This window comes from Methylobacterium sp. (assembly GCF_019750675.1).
Classification (GTDB): domain Bacteria; phylum Pseudomonadota; class Alphaproteobacteria; order Rhizobiales; family Beijerinckiaceae; genus Methylobacterium.
Genome location: NZ_JAIEOF010000431.1, coordinates 1 through 14,331 on the forward strand (window position 1 = coordinate 1; position 14,331 = coordinate 14,331).

The window sequence follows — 14,331 nt, forward strand, 5'->3', positions numbered from 1 at the left end:
GATTCCAGCACGAGGAGACCGCGATGCAGGACTCCGTAAGCGACCGCGACGGTGGCACCGGTGTAGCGCCGCTGCACGAACAGGCGCGGCAGTGCGAGACAGGCGAGGGAGGCGCGGTAGGTCCGCAGGGCCTCCGCGCCGTTTACGCCCTCGCAGGCCGCCTGGGCCGCGAACCAGGCCGCGTCCGGATCGGGTGAAACCGCGACGTCGTCCGCCTGCACGCCGTCGGCATGCGGCAGATCGGCGTACAGCGTGCAGGTTTCGCCCTCGGCGCGGTAGCCGAGCCGGTCGAGCAGGGCGTCCATCTCGGGCGCGAGATCGGGGACGCGCACGATCAGGGGCCGGCCGAGACCCCGGTAGATCGCCTCGGCCTGGGCGAGCACGGCTTCCGGATCGTCGCGGTGGCCGCGCAGGGGGTTCAGGGAGTTCGTCCGGCGGGTCGGTCCGCCCGCCGCGCGCAAGGTCCAGCCGCCGAGGGCGACCTGCACGGGGGACGGCCGCGCGTTGAGGCAGGCCTCCTCCACCGTCCAGGCCAGGTCTGCATCCGCGACCGGGCCGCGCGGGGGCATGGCGATGCGCGCCTCGCGGATCAGCGCAGATAGGCGCGGGCGATGCCCAGGAAATCCTCGGCCACGAGGCTGGCGCCGCCGACGAGAGCGCCGTCGACGTTCTCCACGGCCATCAGCTCGCGGGCGTTGCTGGGCTTCACCGAACCGCCATAGAGGATGCGCACCGCCTGGGCCTCGGCGCCGATGAGCTGGCCGAGCATCTCGCGCAGGCTCGCGTGGACTTCGGCGATGTCGCCCGGCGTCGGGGTCAGGCCGGTGCCGATGGCCCAGACCGGCTCGTAGGCGATGACCGTGTCCCGGGCGGTGGCGCCCTTCGGCACGCCGATGGCGAGCTGCGCGCGCACGATGTCGAGGGTGCGGCCCTCCTCGCGCTCTTCCTTGGTCTCGCCCACGCAGATGATGCCGCAGAGGCCGGCGCGCCGGGCGGCGAGGGCCTTGGCATGGACGCCGTCATCGGTCTCGTGGTGGTAGGCCCGGCGCTCGGAATGGCCGACGATGACGTAGGAGGCGCCGAGATCGGCGAGCATCTCTGCCGAGATGCTGCCCGTGAAGGCGCCGCTCGGCTTGGCATGCAGGTTCTGGCCGCCGATGGCGATGGGGGAGCCGTAGGCCGCCGCGACGCACGAGGCGATCAGCGTGGAGGGCGGGCAGATCAGGATGTCGGTGGATTCGGCGAGTTCGGGCGTGAGGCCATTGCGTACGGCCTCCACCACCGCGATCGACGCGCGCAGGCCGTTCATCTTCCAGTTGCCGGCAACCAGCGGCCGTCGCCCCGACTTCGTCATCCCGTCCCTCGTCACCATGGCTCCGCTTGGCGGCTGAGCCGCCCCTAACAGAGGCGCCGAGAGGGTGCAAACCCCGACGGGGCCTTTGCGATGACAGCCCGGATGGTCTATCGCGAACGGCTTTCCTTAGGATTGCGGCCCACCCCGGAGCCACGGGCGCGCGGCCGCGCCTCCCGACGGGTACCCGGACGTTCGATGCTCCAGAACATGCGCAGCGCCAGCCAGCACTGGCTCGGCAAGATCATCCTGACGGTGGTGTTCACCTTCCTCATCGCGGGGGTGGCGATCTTCGGCGTCGAGGAATTCTTCCGCGCGGGCTCGTCGAACACCGTCGCCACCGTGGGCAAGGCCCAGATCTCGGCGGAGGCCGTGCGTTCGGCCTACCAGAACCAGCTTCAGCGCTACCAGAGCCAGACGCGGCGTACCCTCACGCCGGATCAGGCCCGGGCGCTCGGTATCGACCGGCAGGTGCTGGCCCAGCTCGTCAGCGAAGCCTCCCTCGACCAGCAGACCGCGGCCCTCGGCCTGAGTATCCCGGATGCGGCCGTGCTGCGGGCGATCCAGGAGGAGAAGAGCTTCCAGGGTGCGGACGGCAAGTTCGACCCGGCCCTGTTCTACCAGACCCTCCAGCGCGCCGGCATCAACGAGGCCACCTTCGTGCGCGAGCAGCGCGCCGTCGCCGCGAGGCTTCAGCTCGCCGAGGCGGTCGCGGCCGACCTGCACGTGCCGGAGGCCCTGCGCGAGGCCGTGCACCGCTACGCCACCGAGCGCCGCAGCGTGGCGCTGATGATGCTGCCGCCCTCCGTGGCCGGCGAGATCCCCGCCCCCAGCGAGGAGGCGGTGAAGGCCTATTACGAGGAGAACAAGTTCGCGTTCCGGGCACCGGAAGCCCGCGCCGTCACCCTGCTGGTGCTCGATCCGCAGGCCCTGGCCAAGCCCGAGGCCGTGACGCCGGATGAGATCGCCGCCCGCTACGAAAAGGACAAGGCTCGCTACGGCACGCCCGAGCGTCGGACGATCCAGCAGATCGTGTTTCCGGACGCGGCGGCCGCGGACGCCGCCCGCAAGGCGATCGAGGCCGGCGAGAAGCCCTTCGAGGCCGTCGCCGCCGAGACCGGCGCCGATGCCAAGAACCTCTCCCTCGGCACCCTGTCGAAGGCCGAGCTGTTCGATCCGGCCGTGGCGGACGCCGCCTTCGCGCTGCCGCTCAACGGGGTGAGCCAGCCCGTGAAGGGCCGCTTCGGCACCGTGCTCCTGCGGGTGACCGCTATCCAGCCCGAGACCGTGAAGCCGCTGGCCGAGGTCTCGGCCGACATCGCCAAGACCATCGCGCTGGAGCGCGCCACCAGCGGCATCGACACCGCGCACGACGCGATCGAGGACCAGCGCGCCAACACGAAGCCGCTCGCCGACATCGCCAAGGAGCGGGACCTTCCCCTGCGCACGATTCCCGCCCTGACCGCGCAGGGCCTCGACCCCGCCGGCAACGCGGTGGAGGGCATCCCCGACCGCGACACCACCCTGACCGCCCTGTTCCGGGCCGAGATGGGCGGCGACAACGAGCCCCTTCGCACCAAGAACGGCGGCTACATCTGGTACGACATCGCCAACATCGACCGGGCCCACGACAAGCCCCTGGCCGAGGTGCGCGACGAAGTCGTCACCCGCTGGCGCGCCGCCGAGACGCAGAGCCGCCTCCTCGCCAAGGCCAAGGAGCTCTCCGCGCGCATCGACAAGGGCGAGCCCTTGGAGACCGTGGCGGCGGAGGCCGGGCTCAACGTCCAGACCCTGAGCGATCTCGCCCGCAACCAGACGCAGGGCGACCTCAGCGCGGACGTCGTCAACCGCGTCTTCGCCACGGCCGTCGACAAGTCGGCCTCGGCCGAGGCGGGCGAGAGCCGCGCGCTGTTCAAGGTCACCGCCGCGACCATGCCGGCCTTCGTGCCTGGTTCGCCGGAGGACGAGACGATCATCAAGCGCTTCCAGCCCACCATCGCGGACGACGTGCTCGGCCAGTACATCGGCGACGTGCAGGCGTCGGTGGGCGTCAACGTCAACCAGGCGGCCTTCCGCCGGGCGATCGGCGGCGGTGAGTACTGAGCCGGCGATGACCCAGGACTCCGCCTTCCACGACTCCGCCTTTCGCGACTCCGACCTTCGGGACCCGGCCTTCGAAACCTTCGCCGAGGCCTACGCGGCGGGCCGTCCCAGCCTCCTCCACCTCGCCCTGGTGGCGGACCTGGAGACGCCGGTCGCCGCCTTCCTGAAGCTGCGCGCCGTCCATGCGGGCGCCGCCTTCCTGCTCGAATCCGTCGAGGGCGGTGTGGTGCGGGGGCGCTACTCGATGATCGGGCTCGACCCCGACCTCGCTTGGCGCTGCCGGGACGGACGGGCGGAGATCGCGCGCGGGGCCGACCTGTCGGTGTTCACGCCCGAGGACGCGCCACCGCTGGCGAGCCTGCGCGCCCTGATCGCCGAGAGCGCCATCGGCGCCGAGGCGGAAACCGATGCGCTGCCGCCCATGGCCGCCGGCCTGTTCGGCTACCTGGGCTACGATATGGTCCGGGCCATGGAGACCCTGGGAACGCCCAACCCCGACCCCCTCGGGGTGCCGGACGCCATCCTGGTGCGTCCCCGCGTCATGGTGGTGTTCGATTCCGTGCGCGACCTCATCACGGTAGTCGGCCCGGTGCGCCCGAGCTCCGGCCTCTCCGCGCGAGCCGCCTACGAAGCGGTTCTGGGACGGCTCGAAGCCGTGGCCCAAGCCCTCGAAGGCCCCCTGCCCGTCGAGGCGCGGATCGACCCGCGCGCCATCGCGAATCCGGAGCCCGTCTCGAACACGGCGCCCGACGAATACCTGGCCATGGTGGCGAGGGCGAAGGAGTACATCGTCGCCGGGGACGTGTTCCAGGTGGTGCTCTCGCAGCGCTTCGAGGCGCCCTTCACCCTGCCGGCCCTCGCCCTCTACCGCTCCCTGCGGCGGACCAACCCGGCCCCGTTTCTCTGCTACCTCGACTTCGAGGACTTCCAGCTCGTCTGCTCCTCGCCCGAGATCCTCGTGCGGGTGCGGGATGGGCGCGTCACCATCCGGCCGATCGCCGGCACGCGCCGGCGCGGGGCGAACCCGGCCGAGGACAAGGCGCTCGCCGAGGAACTTCTGGCCGACCCGAAGGAGCGCTCCGAGCACCTCATGCTGCTCGATCTCGGCCGCAACGACGTCGGCCGGGTCTCGCGCATCGGCAGCGTCACGGTCACGGGCTCGTTCTTCCTCGAGTTCTACAGCCAGGTCATGCACATCGTCTCGAACGTCGAGGGCGACCTCGACCCGAAGCACGATGTCCTGGCGGCGCTCGCCGCCGGGTTTCCGGCCGGCACGGTCTCGGGGGCGCCGAAGGTGCGCGCCATGGAGATCATCGACGAGTTGGAGCGCGAGAAGCGCGGTCCGTACGGCGGCTGCATCGGATATTTCGGCGCCCGCGGCGAGATGGACACCTGCATCGTGCTGCGCACCGCCCTGGTGAAGGACGGCCGCATGCACGTCCAGGCGGGGGCCGGCATCGTCTACGATTCCGATCCGGTCTCCGAGCAGCAGGAATGCGTCAACAAGGCCAAGGCGCTGTTCCGCGCGGCGGAGGACGCGGTGATGTTCGCGAGCCGAGCCCGGCGGGGGCAATGACGCCCGGTTGACGGTTCGACGGAGTCGCGCCACACCGCCTGCATGCCCGCGCCCCAGAGCCCGATGCCCGACGTTCTCGTGATCGACAACTACGATTCCTTCACCTGGAATCTCGTCCACCTGATCGGCCCCCTCTGTGGCTCCGTCGACGTGGTGCGCAACGACGCGATCACAACGCGCGAGATCCGCGCGCGCCGGCCCGACGCGGTGGTGCTGTCGCCCGGCCCGTGCTCGCCCAACGAGGCGGGCATCTGCCTCGACGTGGTCAAGGACCTCTCGGGGGAGATCCCGATCTTCGGGGTCTGCCTCGGCCTCCAGGCCATCGGGCAGGCCTTCGGCGGCGACGTCGTTCGGGCCCCCACCCCCATGCACGGCAAGGTCTCCAGCATCCAGCACCGGGCCTCGGGCATCTTTCGGGGCCTGAACGGCCCGTTCGATGCCACGCGCTACCATTCCCTTGTGGTGGAGCGCGGCAATTGTCCGCCGGACCTAACGGTGACGGCGGAGGCCGACGGCCTGATCATGGGGCTGCAGCACGCACGCCTGCCCGTGCACGGCGTGCAGTTTCACCCCGAGAGCATCCTCTCGCATCACGGATCGCAGATCCTGCGGAATTTCCTGGACATCGCGGCGGCGTGGAACGCGACGCGTGACAAGGGCCGCGACGGCGTGCATTGACGGGGCACGTCGTCCCTCAGAAATAATCCCGGTCTGCGCACCGGATCGCCACGCCCGAGTCCCATGGAATCCTTCAAGCCCCTCCTCGCGAAGGTCGCCACGGGTGCGAGCCTCACGCGCGACGAGGCCCGCAGGGCCTTCGACGATCTGCTCTCGGGTGATGTCACGCCGGTCCAGGCCAGCGCCTTTCTCGTCGCCCTGAAGGTCCGCGGCGAGGCCCCGGACGAGATCGTCGGTGCCGTCGAGGCCATGCGGGCGCGGATGCTGCCGGTGGCGAGCGTACCCGGCGCCGTCGACGTGGTCGGCACCGGCGGCGATCATTCGGGGAGCTACAACGTCTCGACGCTCGCCGCGATCATCACGGCCGCCTGCGGCGTGCCGGTGGCCAAGCACGGCAACCGGGCCGCCACCTCGCGCTCGGGGGCCGCGGACGTGCTTTCGGCCCTCGGCGTCCGCATCGGCCTCGCCCCCGACGAACTGAGCCTCTGCCTCGCGGAAGCCGGCCTGTGCTTCATGTTCGCCCAGACGCACCACGCCGCCATGCGCCATGTGGCCCCGGTGCGGGCCGAGTTGCCGACGCGAACGATCTTCAACATGCTCGGCCCCCTGGCCAACCCGGCCGGCGTGCGCCGCCAGCTCTTCGGCGTCTCGTCGCCAGCTTGGGCCGAACCGCTCACCGGCGTGCTGGCCGAGCTCGGCAGCGACCGGGTCTGGACCGTGCACGGCAGCGACGGCCTCGACGAGATCACCGTCACGGGCCCAACCGCCGTGGTGGCGCTGGAGCAGGGCCGTATCGCCCGCTTCACCATCGACCCGCGCGAGGTCGGCATCCCGCTCCACCCCATCGAGGCCCTACGTGGGGGCGACCCGGCCCACAACGCCGTCGCCCTGGGGCAGGTGCTGGACGGGGCACGCAACGCATATCGTGACATCGCCGTGCTGAATGCCGGTGCCGCCCTGGTCGTCGCCGAGGCCGCCCGGACCCTCGCCGAGGGGGTCGCCCGGGCCGGCGAGGCCCTCGACAGCGGCGCCGCGCGCGCCACCCTCGACAGCCTCGTCCGCCTCTCGCATCGTCGCTCGAACACCTGAAAGCAGCCCATGTCCGAGCACAAGTCGTCCGCCGAGCCGAAATCCGGGGCCGTCCCCGAAGTCGCTCCCGCCGAGCGCAAGGACGTGCTCGCCCGCATCGAGACCTACAAGCGGCGCGAGATCGCCGAGGCGAAGCTGCGGGTGCCGCAGACGAAGCTGGAGAAGCGCATCGCCGACGTCTCGGCCCCGCGCGGCTTCGCGGATGCCATCGCGACCCACATCGCCGAGAAGCGCCCGGCCCTGATCGCCGAGGTGAAGAAGGCATCGCCCTCGAAGGGCCTGATCCGAGCCGACTTCGACCCGGCGGTGCTCGCCGCCGCCTACGAGGCCGGGGGCGCCACCTGCCTCTCGGTGCTCACCGACACGCCCTCGTTCCAGGGCCGGCCCGAATACCTCACCGAGGCGCGGGCGGCCTGCTCCCTGCCGGTGCTGCGCAAGGACTTCCTGTTCGAGCCATACCAAGTGTTCGAGGCACGGGCCTGGGGGGCCGACTGCATCCTCGTCATCATGGCCTGCCTCGACGACGAGAAGGCCGCCGCCCTGGTGGAAACCGCCGACGATCTCGGCATGGACGTGCTGGTCGAGGTGCATGATTCTGAGGAGTTGGCCCGCGCGCTGCCGCTGGGCACCCGGCTGATCGGCATCAACAACCGCAACCTGAAGACCTTCGAGGTCTCGTTCGAGACGGCGATTCGCCTCGCCGAGGGCGTGCCCGCCGATCGGATCGCCGTGGCGGAGAGTGGCATCGCAGGCCACGCCGACGTCGTGCGCCTGGCCGAGAGCGGCCTCGACACCATCCTGGTGGGTGAGAGCCTGATGCGGGAGGCCGACGTGACGGCGGCCACCCGCCGCCTGCTCTTCGGCGACGCGAAGGCCTGAGGCGGAGCATGGCCGAACTCACGCATCTCGACGCCTCCGGCGCGGCCAACATGGTCGACGTCTCGGAGAAGGACGCCACCACGCGCACGGCCCGCGCCACGGGCTGCGTGGCGATGCTGCCCGAAACCCTGCGATTGATCCGCGAGGGCGACGCCAAGAAAGGCGACGTCATCGGGACGGCACGGCTCGCCGGCATCATGGCCGCGAAGCGCACCCACGAACTCATTCCCCTCTGCCACCCCCTCCTGCTCACGAAGGTCCGCGTCGATTGCGAGCCCGACGATAGCCTGCCGGGCCTGCGGGTGACGGCGGAGGTGAAAGTGCTGGGGCCGACCGGCGTCGAGATGGAGGCGCTGACCGCCGTGTCCGTCGCCTGCCTGACGATCTACGACATGGTGAAGGCCGCCGATCGCGGCATGCGCATCGAGGGCATTCGGCTTCTGGCCAAGGATGGCGGGCGCTCCGGCGCTTACCGCGCCGAGGATCGGGCTTGAGCGACGGGTCCGCGAAGGGAAAGGCGGCCGGGGGCATGATCTCCGTGGGCGAGGCGCTGTCGCGGATCCTGGCCAGCATCCCGGGTCCGGTGGAAGCGCAGACCGTTCCGATCGCGCAGGCCGCCGGGCGGACGCTGGCCGAGGACGTGCGGGCGGCCCGCACGCAGCCGCCCTTTCCCGCTTCTGCCATGGACGGGTACGCCGTGCGCGCCGTCGACCTCGACGCGGGCCCCGCCACCCTGCGGTTGATCGGCACCAGTTCCGCCGGTCACGGCTTCGCGGGCCCGGTCGGACCGGGCGAGGCCGTGCGCATCTTCACAGGCGCCCCCGTTCCCGAGGGCGCGGACGCGATCCTAATCCAGGAGAACGCCGAGGCGACGCCCGAGACGGTGACGGGCCGCGAACCCGTGCCGGCCGGCCGCTTCATCCGCCCGAGCGGCCTCGATTTCCGGCAAGACGATACCCTGCTGGCTGCCGGCGACACCCTCGATCCACGCCGCATCGCCCTCGCGGCTGCGGGCGGCCACGGCACGCTCTCGGTCCGGCGGAGCCCGCGTGTGGCGATCCTGGCCACCGGCGACGAATTGGTGGCGCCGGGCCAACCCACGCGCTGGGACCAGATCGTGGCCTCCAACGGCCTCGCCGTCGCGGCTCTGGTCCGGGAGGCCGGTGCCGAGGCGATCGACCTCGGGATCGCCGGGGATACGCTCGCGGCCCTCGACGACGCGATCCTCCGGGCCGTCGCGGCCGATGCCGACCTCCTCGTCACCCTCGGGGGTGCTTCGGTCGGCGACCATGACCTCGTGCAATCGGCCCTCCATGCACGGGGGCTCGAACTCGGCTTCTGGCGCGTCGCTTTGCGCCCCGGCAAGCCGTTGATGCACGGGCGCCTCGGCCGCATGGCCGTGCTCGGACTACCGGGCAACCCGGTGGCCTCGGTGGTCTGCGGGCTGTTGTTCGTCGTGCCGGCGATCCGCGCCCTCCTCGGCGATCCTGGGGCGGCACGCGACGCGTCGGAGCCGGCAATTCTCGGACGTGATCTACCGGAGAACGACCTGCGTCAGGACTATCTCCGTGCGCGGATCGAGACTTCGCCCGATCGGCTACCCGTGGTGTACCCCGAGAATCGGCAGGATTCCTCGATGTTGTTCGTTCTCGGCTCGGCCGAAGCGCTCCTGATCCGCACTCCGGATGCGCCCGAAGCGCGAGCCGGCGAAGCCTGCCGTATTCTACGCCTTGATCGGCGCCTACTCTGAACGGGACAACCTGGGATTAATCGGCGCCGATTGCTTCAACGGAAAATGCCCCCTCTCCCGCGCGGGAGAGGAAGCACGTCGCGCACAGGCTAACCCGCACAATCGACTCAAGTCATATCAGACGAGGTAGAGCGTCGCCTCCGCCCGGAACACCCGGGGGCAGTGAGCGGCATCGACCCAGGCGCGAGCCTGTTCGACGCTGATCTCGCGGTCGGCAGCGATATCGTTCAGGGTCATCCAGCGTGATGTCATGATGATTCACCTCGTGATCGCAAGCTCAACGGGTGAAACGCCGTTTGGTTTCGCCGGTTTCGCCGGCCCGGTTCAGCGCAGGTAGGTCACGCTGTAGAGCGTCCGCCGCAGCGCCTCCTCGCCGACCCAGACGCGCCCGTTCTCGCAGGCCTCGCGCATCCCCTCGCGCATGCGTGCGCAATACTCGCCGGTATTGTCCTGGATCCGGTACTGGCAGGTACCGCCGACCTTGCGCCGGGCGATCACCGGGCTCGCGTGGTCGGCGTGCAGATCCGGATCCTTCGGGTCGCGGTCCTCCAGCAGGTACCAGCTGTAGCCGATGGTCGGCACACGGCCGTGGTCCAGGGCGTAATCGATCATCGCCAGGATGCGGGTGATCGCCTTCTGGCTCGGCGGCGTGCCGGACTCGCGCAGTTCCACGAACTCCGCCTGGTTGGCGGCCACCCGGTAGGAGACCGGCAGCAGCGGCACGGCCAGGGGTACGCGCCGGCAGCGGGCTTCGACGTGGGCGATCCAGGCCGCGTTGAAGGTGTCGGTCTGCGGGTGGCGCAGGTGCGGTACGGTGCCGGCGAGGCTCCGGAAGCTCATCGGCCTCGGCGCGAGCCGGCTGCGGTAGCGCAGGCGCCGCAGGGTCGGATTGGCGTAGCGGTACCCGTCGTTGGAGGGCAGGTCGCGGTCCTCGCAGAGCCCGCCGATATTGTAGAGGAGGGCCGCCGTATCCTCCTCGCCGCCCTCGATCTTGTCGAAGTACGGAAGCAGCTTCGGGTTGCCGATGTTGGACATCTCGGCCGCGTTCCGGCTCCAGGCGATGTCGGCACGCCAGTTCGGATGGGCCTTCAGGTGCTCGCGCAGGGCCGGAATCGCCGCGAGGCGCTCAGGGTCCGCGAAGTAGGTCTTCGTGGCGACGTCCAGCGGCGCGATCTGGCGCCCGAGCCGGTGCGAGATCATGTCGGCGGTGGCGTAGGCGAAGCAGATCGCGCTCTCGCCCTGGTTCATGGGCATCTCGCGCGGGGACGGCGACAGGGCGACGTCGCGGGTGCCCTCGTGCACGTCGAAGGGGATGCGGGCCTCCACCGCCGCGCAGGTGGGATTGCGCCGATAGCTCGCCTGGAGCGGCAGGATGCGCGGATCGACCTGGGCCAGGGCCGGCAGCGCCCAGGCGGCGAGCGCGGCCGCGCAGGCAGCGATGACCGCGCCGGGAAACCGGTTGAACCGGCGGCCGCGCATCCCTCAATCCCCCCGGACGAGCCGGCTCGCGAAGAAGCCGTCGAGGCCGCCGCGTGTCTCCGGCGCGGCGCCGCCGAGGTGGGCCGGCAGGGTCCGCAGGTCGCCGGAGGCGTCGATGACCTCGGACAAACCCCCGACCTCGTCCACACGCACCGGGACGCGCGAAAAATTCGGGTTGCGGGTCAGGAAGGTAGCCACCTGGGCCTCGCCCTCCTCGGGCTCCAGCGAGCAGGTGCAGTAGACGAGGTGACCGCCCGGACGGACCAGGGTCGCGGCCTTGTCGAACAGGCGCTTCTGCAGGCCGATGAGCCGGCTGACGTCGCTCTCGGTCTTGGTCCACGCCACATCCGGGTGGCGCCGCAGGGTGCCGGTGGCCGAGCAGGGCGCATCCAGCAGGACCGCGTCGAAGGCGGCCTCGTCCGGCAGGGCCAGGGCGTCGCCGATCCGGATCTCCGCCTCCAGGCCGAGACGGGCGAAGTTCTGCGACAGGCGTTCCAGGCGCGGGCTGGACCGGTCGACGGCGAGCACCGAGGCCCCGGCGGCCGCGAGCTGCGCGGTCTTGCCGCCCGGCGCGGCGCAGAGGTCGGCGACGCGATCGCCGGGCCGTACGGCGAGGAGCCGGGCCGGCAGGGCGGCGGCGGCGTCCTGCACCCACCATTGCCCCTCGGCGTAACCGGGCAGGTCCGCGACGTTGGAGCGGACCTCGTGCAGGCGCACGCTGCCGGTCGGCAAGGCCACGCCGCCGAGGCGCTCGGCCCACTCGGCCGCCGAATCCCGAACCGTGATGTCGAGGGCGGCGCCCTGGAGATGCGCGGCCGCGATGGCGCGGGCGGTCTCGGGCCCGTAGGCGGCGCTCCAGCGCCGGGCGAGCCAATCCGGCGTGTTGTCGGCCAGCGGATCTCCCGGCTGGGCCAGGATCTCGGCGCGCTCGCGCACGATCCGGCGCAGGACCGCATTCACGAGGCCGGACAGGTGCTGGAGCTGCGGATCGGCCTTGGCGAGACGGACCCCGAGATCGACCGCCGCGTGATCGGGCACGTTGAGGTCGAGGATCTGCACGGCGCCGGTCGCCAGCAGCGCCACGAGGCGCGGCTGATCCTCGGGCAGCCCCTGCGACATCCGCGCGGCGAGCACCCTGCGCAGGAAGCCGAGGCGCCGGAAGGTGGCGGTGGCGATGGCGCGGGCGAGGCCCGCATCGGCGGCATCGAGCCCGGCGGTGCGGCTCGCCTGGGCAAGCGCATCCTCGAGGGCGAAGCCGCGGGTCTTGCCGACGAGGTCGGCCACCGCGCCCTGCGCGACCTGCCGCGCCGCGAGCCCCGCGATGGTGCGGTCGATCGGCGCCGATGGCGCATCCGTGTTGCGGCGTATCGCCATGAATGCCACTTCCTGAAGATGGGCCCGTTCGCGACGGGCCGTGTCCCCCTGCCCTTCCACCCGACACACCGAGATGCAAGTCATGACGAGCCCCGAGCCGACGGAAAACCACGCCGACGAGACCCCGCCGCCGCCCGCCAAGCGTGATCTGACCCCGGAGGCCGCCCGTGCGCTCGCCGAAGCAGCCGAGCGCCGCGCCGCCATCGACGCCCGCGCGGCCGAGATCGCCACCGCCCGCGAGCGCCAGGGCCGGGGCGGGCTGGAGCCGGTGCGCTACGACGATTGGGAGATCAAGGGCATCGCGGTCGACTTCTGAGAATCGGAACGTCGCGGGCGCCGCCCCGTTGACCGCGTCCCAGACCAGAGGCGAGCACCACCATGGCGACGAAGGTTTCAGGCAGCAAGGCGGGTACGGGCGCGCACGGCGAGGTCGTCTTGGCGCGCGGCCAATCGGTGGCCATGCGGATGTGGCGCGACGAGGCACCCGGCACCGACAAGCCGATGGCGAGCCGGCCCTACGAGACGGTCGGCTACGTCATCGCCGGCCGCGCCGAACTGACGGTGAGCGGCGAGAAGGTCCTGCTGGAGCCGGGGGATTCGTGGCTGGTGCCCGAGGGGGCCGAGCACACCTACACGATCCTCGAGACCTTCACGGCGGTGGAAGCCACTTCGCCACCGGCGCGGTGAGATCTGACTTTTAGCCACGACGGCGGCCGGAGCGCGATTCGTGGCGCCGTTTTCGGGCCACGGGGTGCGCAGGGCGCATGCTCTCGCATCAACGAGGGACGGTGAACCGGAGACGACCGATCAAATTGCGCCGCATCCAACCTGAATTCGAAACGAATCGGGTGGTATTCGAGCCGATGTTGCTCAATTGTTGCTGCGAATCGCTCACGGATGTTGTCGTATCGACGCGCTGAGGTCGACGCCCGATCAATCGTTGGATCTCACAACCACGCCCGCCCGGCTTCAGCCGCGGCGGGCTCCTTCGTTTTGCGGGCGATCGTTCGTAGGCTCCCGCTAGGCGCGTCGGTCGGCGTCGGCTCAGGACGATAGGGGCGCCCGGTTGAGACCTTGGAACCAGGATCGCAGACAATCCGGTACGAGGTCGTCCACCACGCCGCGCTGCGGAGCGCGGACCTCGTCGCGAAGCTGCGCGGGCGCGAGGCCGTAGGCTCCCTTGAAGGCACGCGAGCCATGGCTCGGCGTCGAGAATCCGAAACGCCACATCAGCGTCGAGATTCGCACGTCGCCTCCTTGATTCAGGATCGCCGACCGCAGGCGGGCCACGCGGCGCCGTATGATTTCCTGCGCGACCCCGCCGACCGGCGCGAAGGCACGGTAGAGGGAGCTGCGGGACATGCCGGCGCCGGATGCGACCGCGTTCACGTCGAGATCCCGTTGTCCGAGATGCGCATCGATGAAGAGCAGGGCTCGCAGGCGCCTTGCGGCGTCGAGGTCGTCGTCGACATCCTCCGGCCAGGAATGCTCCGGCCAGGACGATGGTTCGCCGGCGGGACGCAGCAACTCGGCAACCAGGCGGCTCCCGCCGCGTGTGGCATCGGGGGTGCCGAGTGTCCCGCGGGCAAGTGAAAAGACTGCCTCGGCGAGGGCGGGAAAGGTGGCGCGGGGAAGAATGCGCCCGTGCAGGCGGCGGATGTTCGGCACCGCTGCCTCGACCACGTCGCGGGCCAGCGAGACCGTGACGTAGTCGGCATCGTACAGAACAGTGCGCTGCGGAAGCGTCGTATCGAACAGGACGGTATCGCCGGACGCGAGCACGCGCTCGTTCCCCGGGGCGCCCGCCAGCATGCGTCCCGACCGCAGGACCTGGATGTTGATGTGTTCGAGATCGTCCCGCCGGACGCGGGGTACTTCGCGCTGATGGACCGCACCGGCGATCTGCCGGTCGAACAGCAGCAGACCGGCGGCGCGGCGGCCCAGCAAGGTCGCCTCGAACCGCTCGCCGATCCGCGACACGGTCGAGCCTGCCGCATAGAGATCGTGGTAGGCCCCGAAGCTCTCTGGCCCGGCTTGGGGGAAGACGGCCTG

General features: G+C 70.9%; 15 protein-coding genes. 9 read left to right on the forward strand and 6 right to left on the reverse strand.

Translation table 11 applies throughout. The features are described 5' to 3' along the window. Together K2X24_RS22530 and tpiA are read right to left on the reverse strand one after the other, a co-directional pair. On the reverse strand, positions 1–569 hold a 569-nt coding region (locus K2X24_RS22530; RefSeq protein WP_292501312.1), incomplete at its 3' end, for a GNAT family N-acetyltransferase. Between the two features lie 20 nt (positions 570–589). Next, the gene (gene tpiA / locus K2X24_RS22535; protein WP_292501314.1) at positions 590–1,354 is read right to left on the reverse strand and encodes a triose-phosphate isomerase; all 765 of its coding nucleotides are present in this window, start codon (positions 1,352–1,354) and stop codon (positions 590–592) included. Positions 1,355–1,549: 195 nt separating this feature from the next. On the opposite strand from tpiA, the gene K2X24_RS22540 reads away from it, so the two are divergent. The 7 genes from K2X24_RS22540 to glp all read left to right on the forward strand — a co-directional run bounded on the left by K2X24_RS22540 (position 1,550) and on the right by glp (position 9,426). Next, a complete protein-coding gene (locus tag K2X24_RS22540) occupies positions 1,550–3,454 on the forward strand; it encodes a peptidylprolyl isomerase (protein WP_292501316.1) in 1,905 nt (634 codons plus the stop codon). 7 nt (positions 3,455–3,461) lie between these two features. Beyond that, positions 3,462–5,030: an anthranilate synthase component I gene (gene trpE, locus K2X24_RS22545; RefSeq protein WP_292501318.1), complete on the forward strand. Its 1,569-nt coding sequence runs from the start codon at positions 3,462–3,464 to the stop codon at positions 5,028–5,030. Positions 5,031–5,093: 63 nt separating this feature from the next. After that, positions 5,094–5,708 carry an aminodeoxychorismate/anthranilate synthase component II gene (locus K2X24_RS22550; RefSeq protein WP_292501320.1) on the forward strand — a complete coding sequence of 205 codons (615 nt, stop codon included), beginning with the start codon at positions 5,094–5,096 and terminating at the stop codon, positions 5,706–5,708. Between the two features lie 63 nt (positions 5,709–5,771). Further along, complete coding sequence (gene trpD / locus K2X24_RS22555) at positions 5,772–6,797, forward strand: anthranilate phosphoribosyltransferase (protein WP_292501323.1); 1,026 nt, start codon at positions 5,772–5,774, stop codon at positions 6,795–6,797. Positions 6,798–6,806: 9 nt separating this feature from the next. Then, positions 6,807–7,676: an indole-3-glycerol phosphate synthase TrpC gene (gene trpC, locus K2X24_RS22560; RefSeq protein ID WP_292501325.1), complete on the forward strand. Its 870-nt coding sequence runs from the start codon at positions 6,807–6,809 to the stop codon at positions 7,674–7,676. An 8-nt stretch (positions 7,677–7,684) separates the two neighbouring features. After that, a complete protein-coding gene (moaC, locus tag K2X24_RS22565) occupies positions 7,685–8,170 on the forward strand; it encodes a cyclic pyranopterin monophosphate synthase MoaC (RefSeq protein WP_292501328.1) in 486 nt (161 codons plus the stop codon). A 35-nt stretch (positions 8,171–8,205) separates the two neighbouring features. Beyond that, positions 8,206–9,426 carry a gephyrin-like molybdotransferase Glp gene (gene glp / locus K2X24_RS22570; protein ID WP_292501342.1) on the forward strand — a complete coding sequence of 407 codons (1,221 nt, stop codon included), beginning with the start codon at positions 8,206–8,208 and terminating at the stop codon, positions 9,424–9,426. Between the two features lie 117 nt (positions 9,427–9,543). Here glp and K2X24_RS22575 read toward each other — a convergent pair whose 3' ends face one another. The 3 genes from K2X24_RS22575 to K2X24_RS22585 all read right to left on the reverse strand — a co-directional run bounded on the left by K2X24_RS22575 (position 9,544) and on the right by K2X24_RS22585 (position 12,279). Beyond that, on the reverse strand, positions 9,544–9,678 hold the full coding sequence (locus K2X24_RS22575) for a hypothetical protein (RefSeq protein WP_292501330.1): 135 nt from the start codon (positions 9,676–9,678) through the stop codon (positions 9,544–9,546). 72 nt (positions 9,679–9,750) lie between these two features. Next, on the reverse strand, positions 9,751–10,905 hold the full coding sequence (locus tag K2X24_RS22580) for a hypothetical protein (protein WP_292501333.1): 1,155 nt from the start codon (positions 10,903–10,905) through the stop codon (positions 9,751–9,753). Between the two features lie 3 nt (positions 10,906–10,908). Beyond that, positions 10,909–12,279 carry an RsmB/NOP family class I SAM-dependent RNA methyltransferase gene (locus K2X24_RS22585; protein WP_292501334.1) on the reverse strand — a complete coding sequence of 457 codons (1,371 nt, stop codon included), beginning with the start codon at positions 12,277–12,279 and terminating at the stop codon, positions 10,909–10,911. Between the two features lie 82 nt (positions 12,280–12,361). On the opposite strand from K2X24_RS22585, the gene K2X24_RS22590 reads away from it, so the two are divergent. Next, positions 12,362–12,595: a DUF1674 domain-containing protein gene (locus K2X24_RS22590; RefSeq protein WP_292501335.1), complete on the forward strand. Its 234-nt coding sequence runs from the start codon at positions 12,362–12,364 to the stop codon at positions 12,593–12,595. A 62-nt stretch (positions 12,596–12,657) separates the two neighbouring features. Continuing rightward, positions 12,658–12,966 carry a cupin domain-containing protein gene (locus K2X24_RS22595; RefSeq protein WP_292501338.1) on the forward strand — a complete coding sequence of 103 codons (309 nt, stop codon included), beginning with the start codon at positions 12,658–12,660 and terminating at the stop codon, positions 12,964–12,966. A 357-nt stretch (positions 12,967–13,323) separates the two neighbouring features. Here the strand turns inward: K2X24_RS22595 and K2X24_RS22600 are convergent. Next, the coding region (locus K2X24_RS22600; RefSeq protein ID WP_292501341.1) for a helix-turn-helix domain-containing protein at positions 13,324–14,331 on the reverse strand (1,008 nt) is incomplete at its 5' end.

Coding starts and splice junctions, on each gene's coding strand:
- tpiA (WP_292501314.1), bottom strand. CDS start 1,354: ATGACGAAGTCGGGGCGACGGCCGCTGGTTGCCGGCAACTGGAAGATG.
- K2X24_RS22540 (WP_292501316.1), top strand. CDS start 1,550: ATGCTCCAGAACATGCGCAGCGCCAGCCAGCACTGGCTCGGCAAGATC.
- trpE (WP_292501318.1), top strand. CDS start 3,462: ATGACCCAGGACTCCGCCTTCCACGACTCCGCCTTTCGCGACTCCGAC.
- K2X24_RS22550 (WP_292501320.1), top strand. CDS start 5,094: ATGCCCGACGTTCTCGTGATCGACAACTACGATTCCTTCACCTGGAAT.
- trpD (WP_292501323.1), top strand. CDS start 5,772: ATGGAATCCTTCAAGCCCCTCCTCGCGAAGGTCGCCACGGGTGCGAGC.
- trpC (WP_292501325.1), top strand. CDS start 6,807: ATGTCCGAGCACAAGTCGTCCGCCGAGCCGAAATCCGGGGCCGTCCCC.
- moaC (WP_292501328.1), top strand. CDS start 7,685: ATGGCCGAACTCACGCATCTCGACGCCTCCGGCGCGGCCAACATGGTC.
- glp (WP_292501342.1), top strand. CDS start 8,206: ATGATCTCCGTGGGCGAGGCGCTGTCGCGGATCCTGGCCAGCATCCCG.
- K2X24_RS22575 (WP_292501330.1), bottom strand. CDS start 9,678: ATGACATCACGCTGGATGACCCTGAACGATATCGCTGCCGACCGCGAG.
- K2X24_RS22580 (WP_292501333.1), bottom strand. CDS start 10,905: ATGCGCGGCCGCCGGTTCAACCGGTTTCCCGGCGCGGTCATCGCTGCC.
- K2X24_RS22585 (WP_292501334.1), bottom strand. CDS start 12,279: ATGGCGATACGCCGCAACACGGATGCGCCATCGGCGCCGATCGACCGC.
- K2X24_RS22590 (WP_292501335.1), top strand. CDS start 12,362: ATGACGAGCCCCGAGCCGACGGAAAACCACGCCGACGAGACCCCGCCG.
- K2X24_RS22595 (WP_292501338.1), top strand. CDS start 12,658: ATGGCGACGAAGGTTTCAGGCAGCAAGGCGGGTACGGGCGCGCACGGC.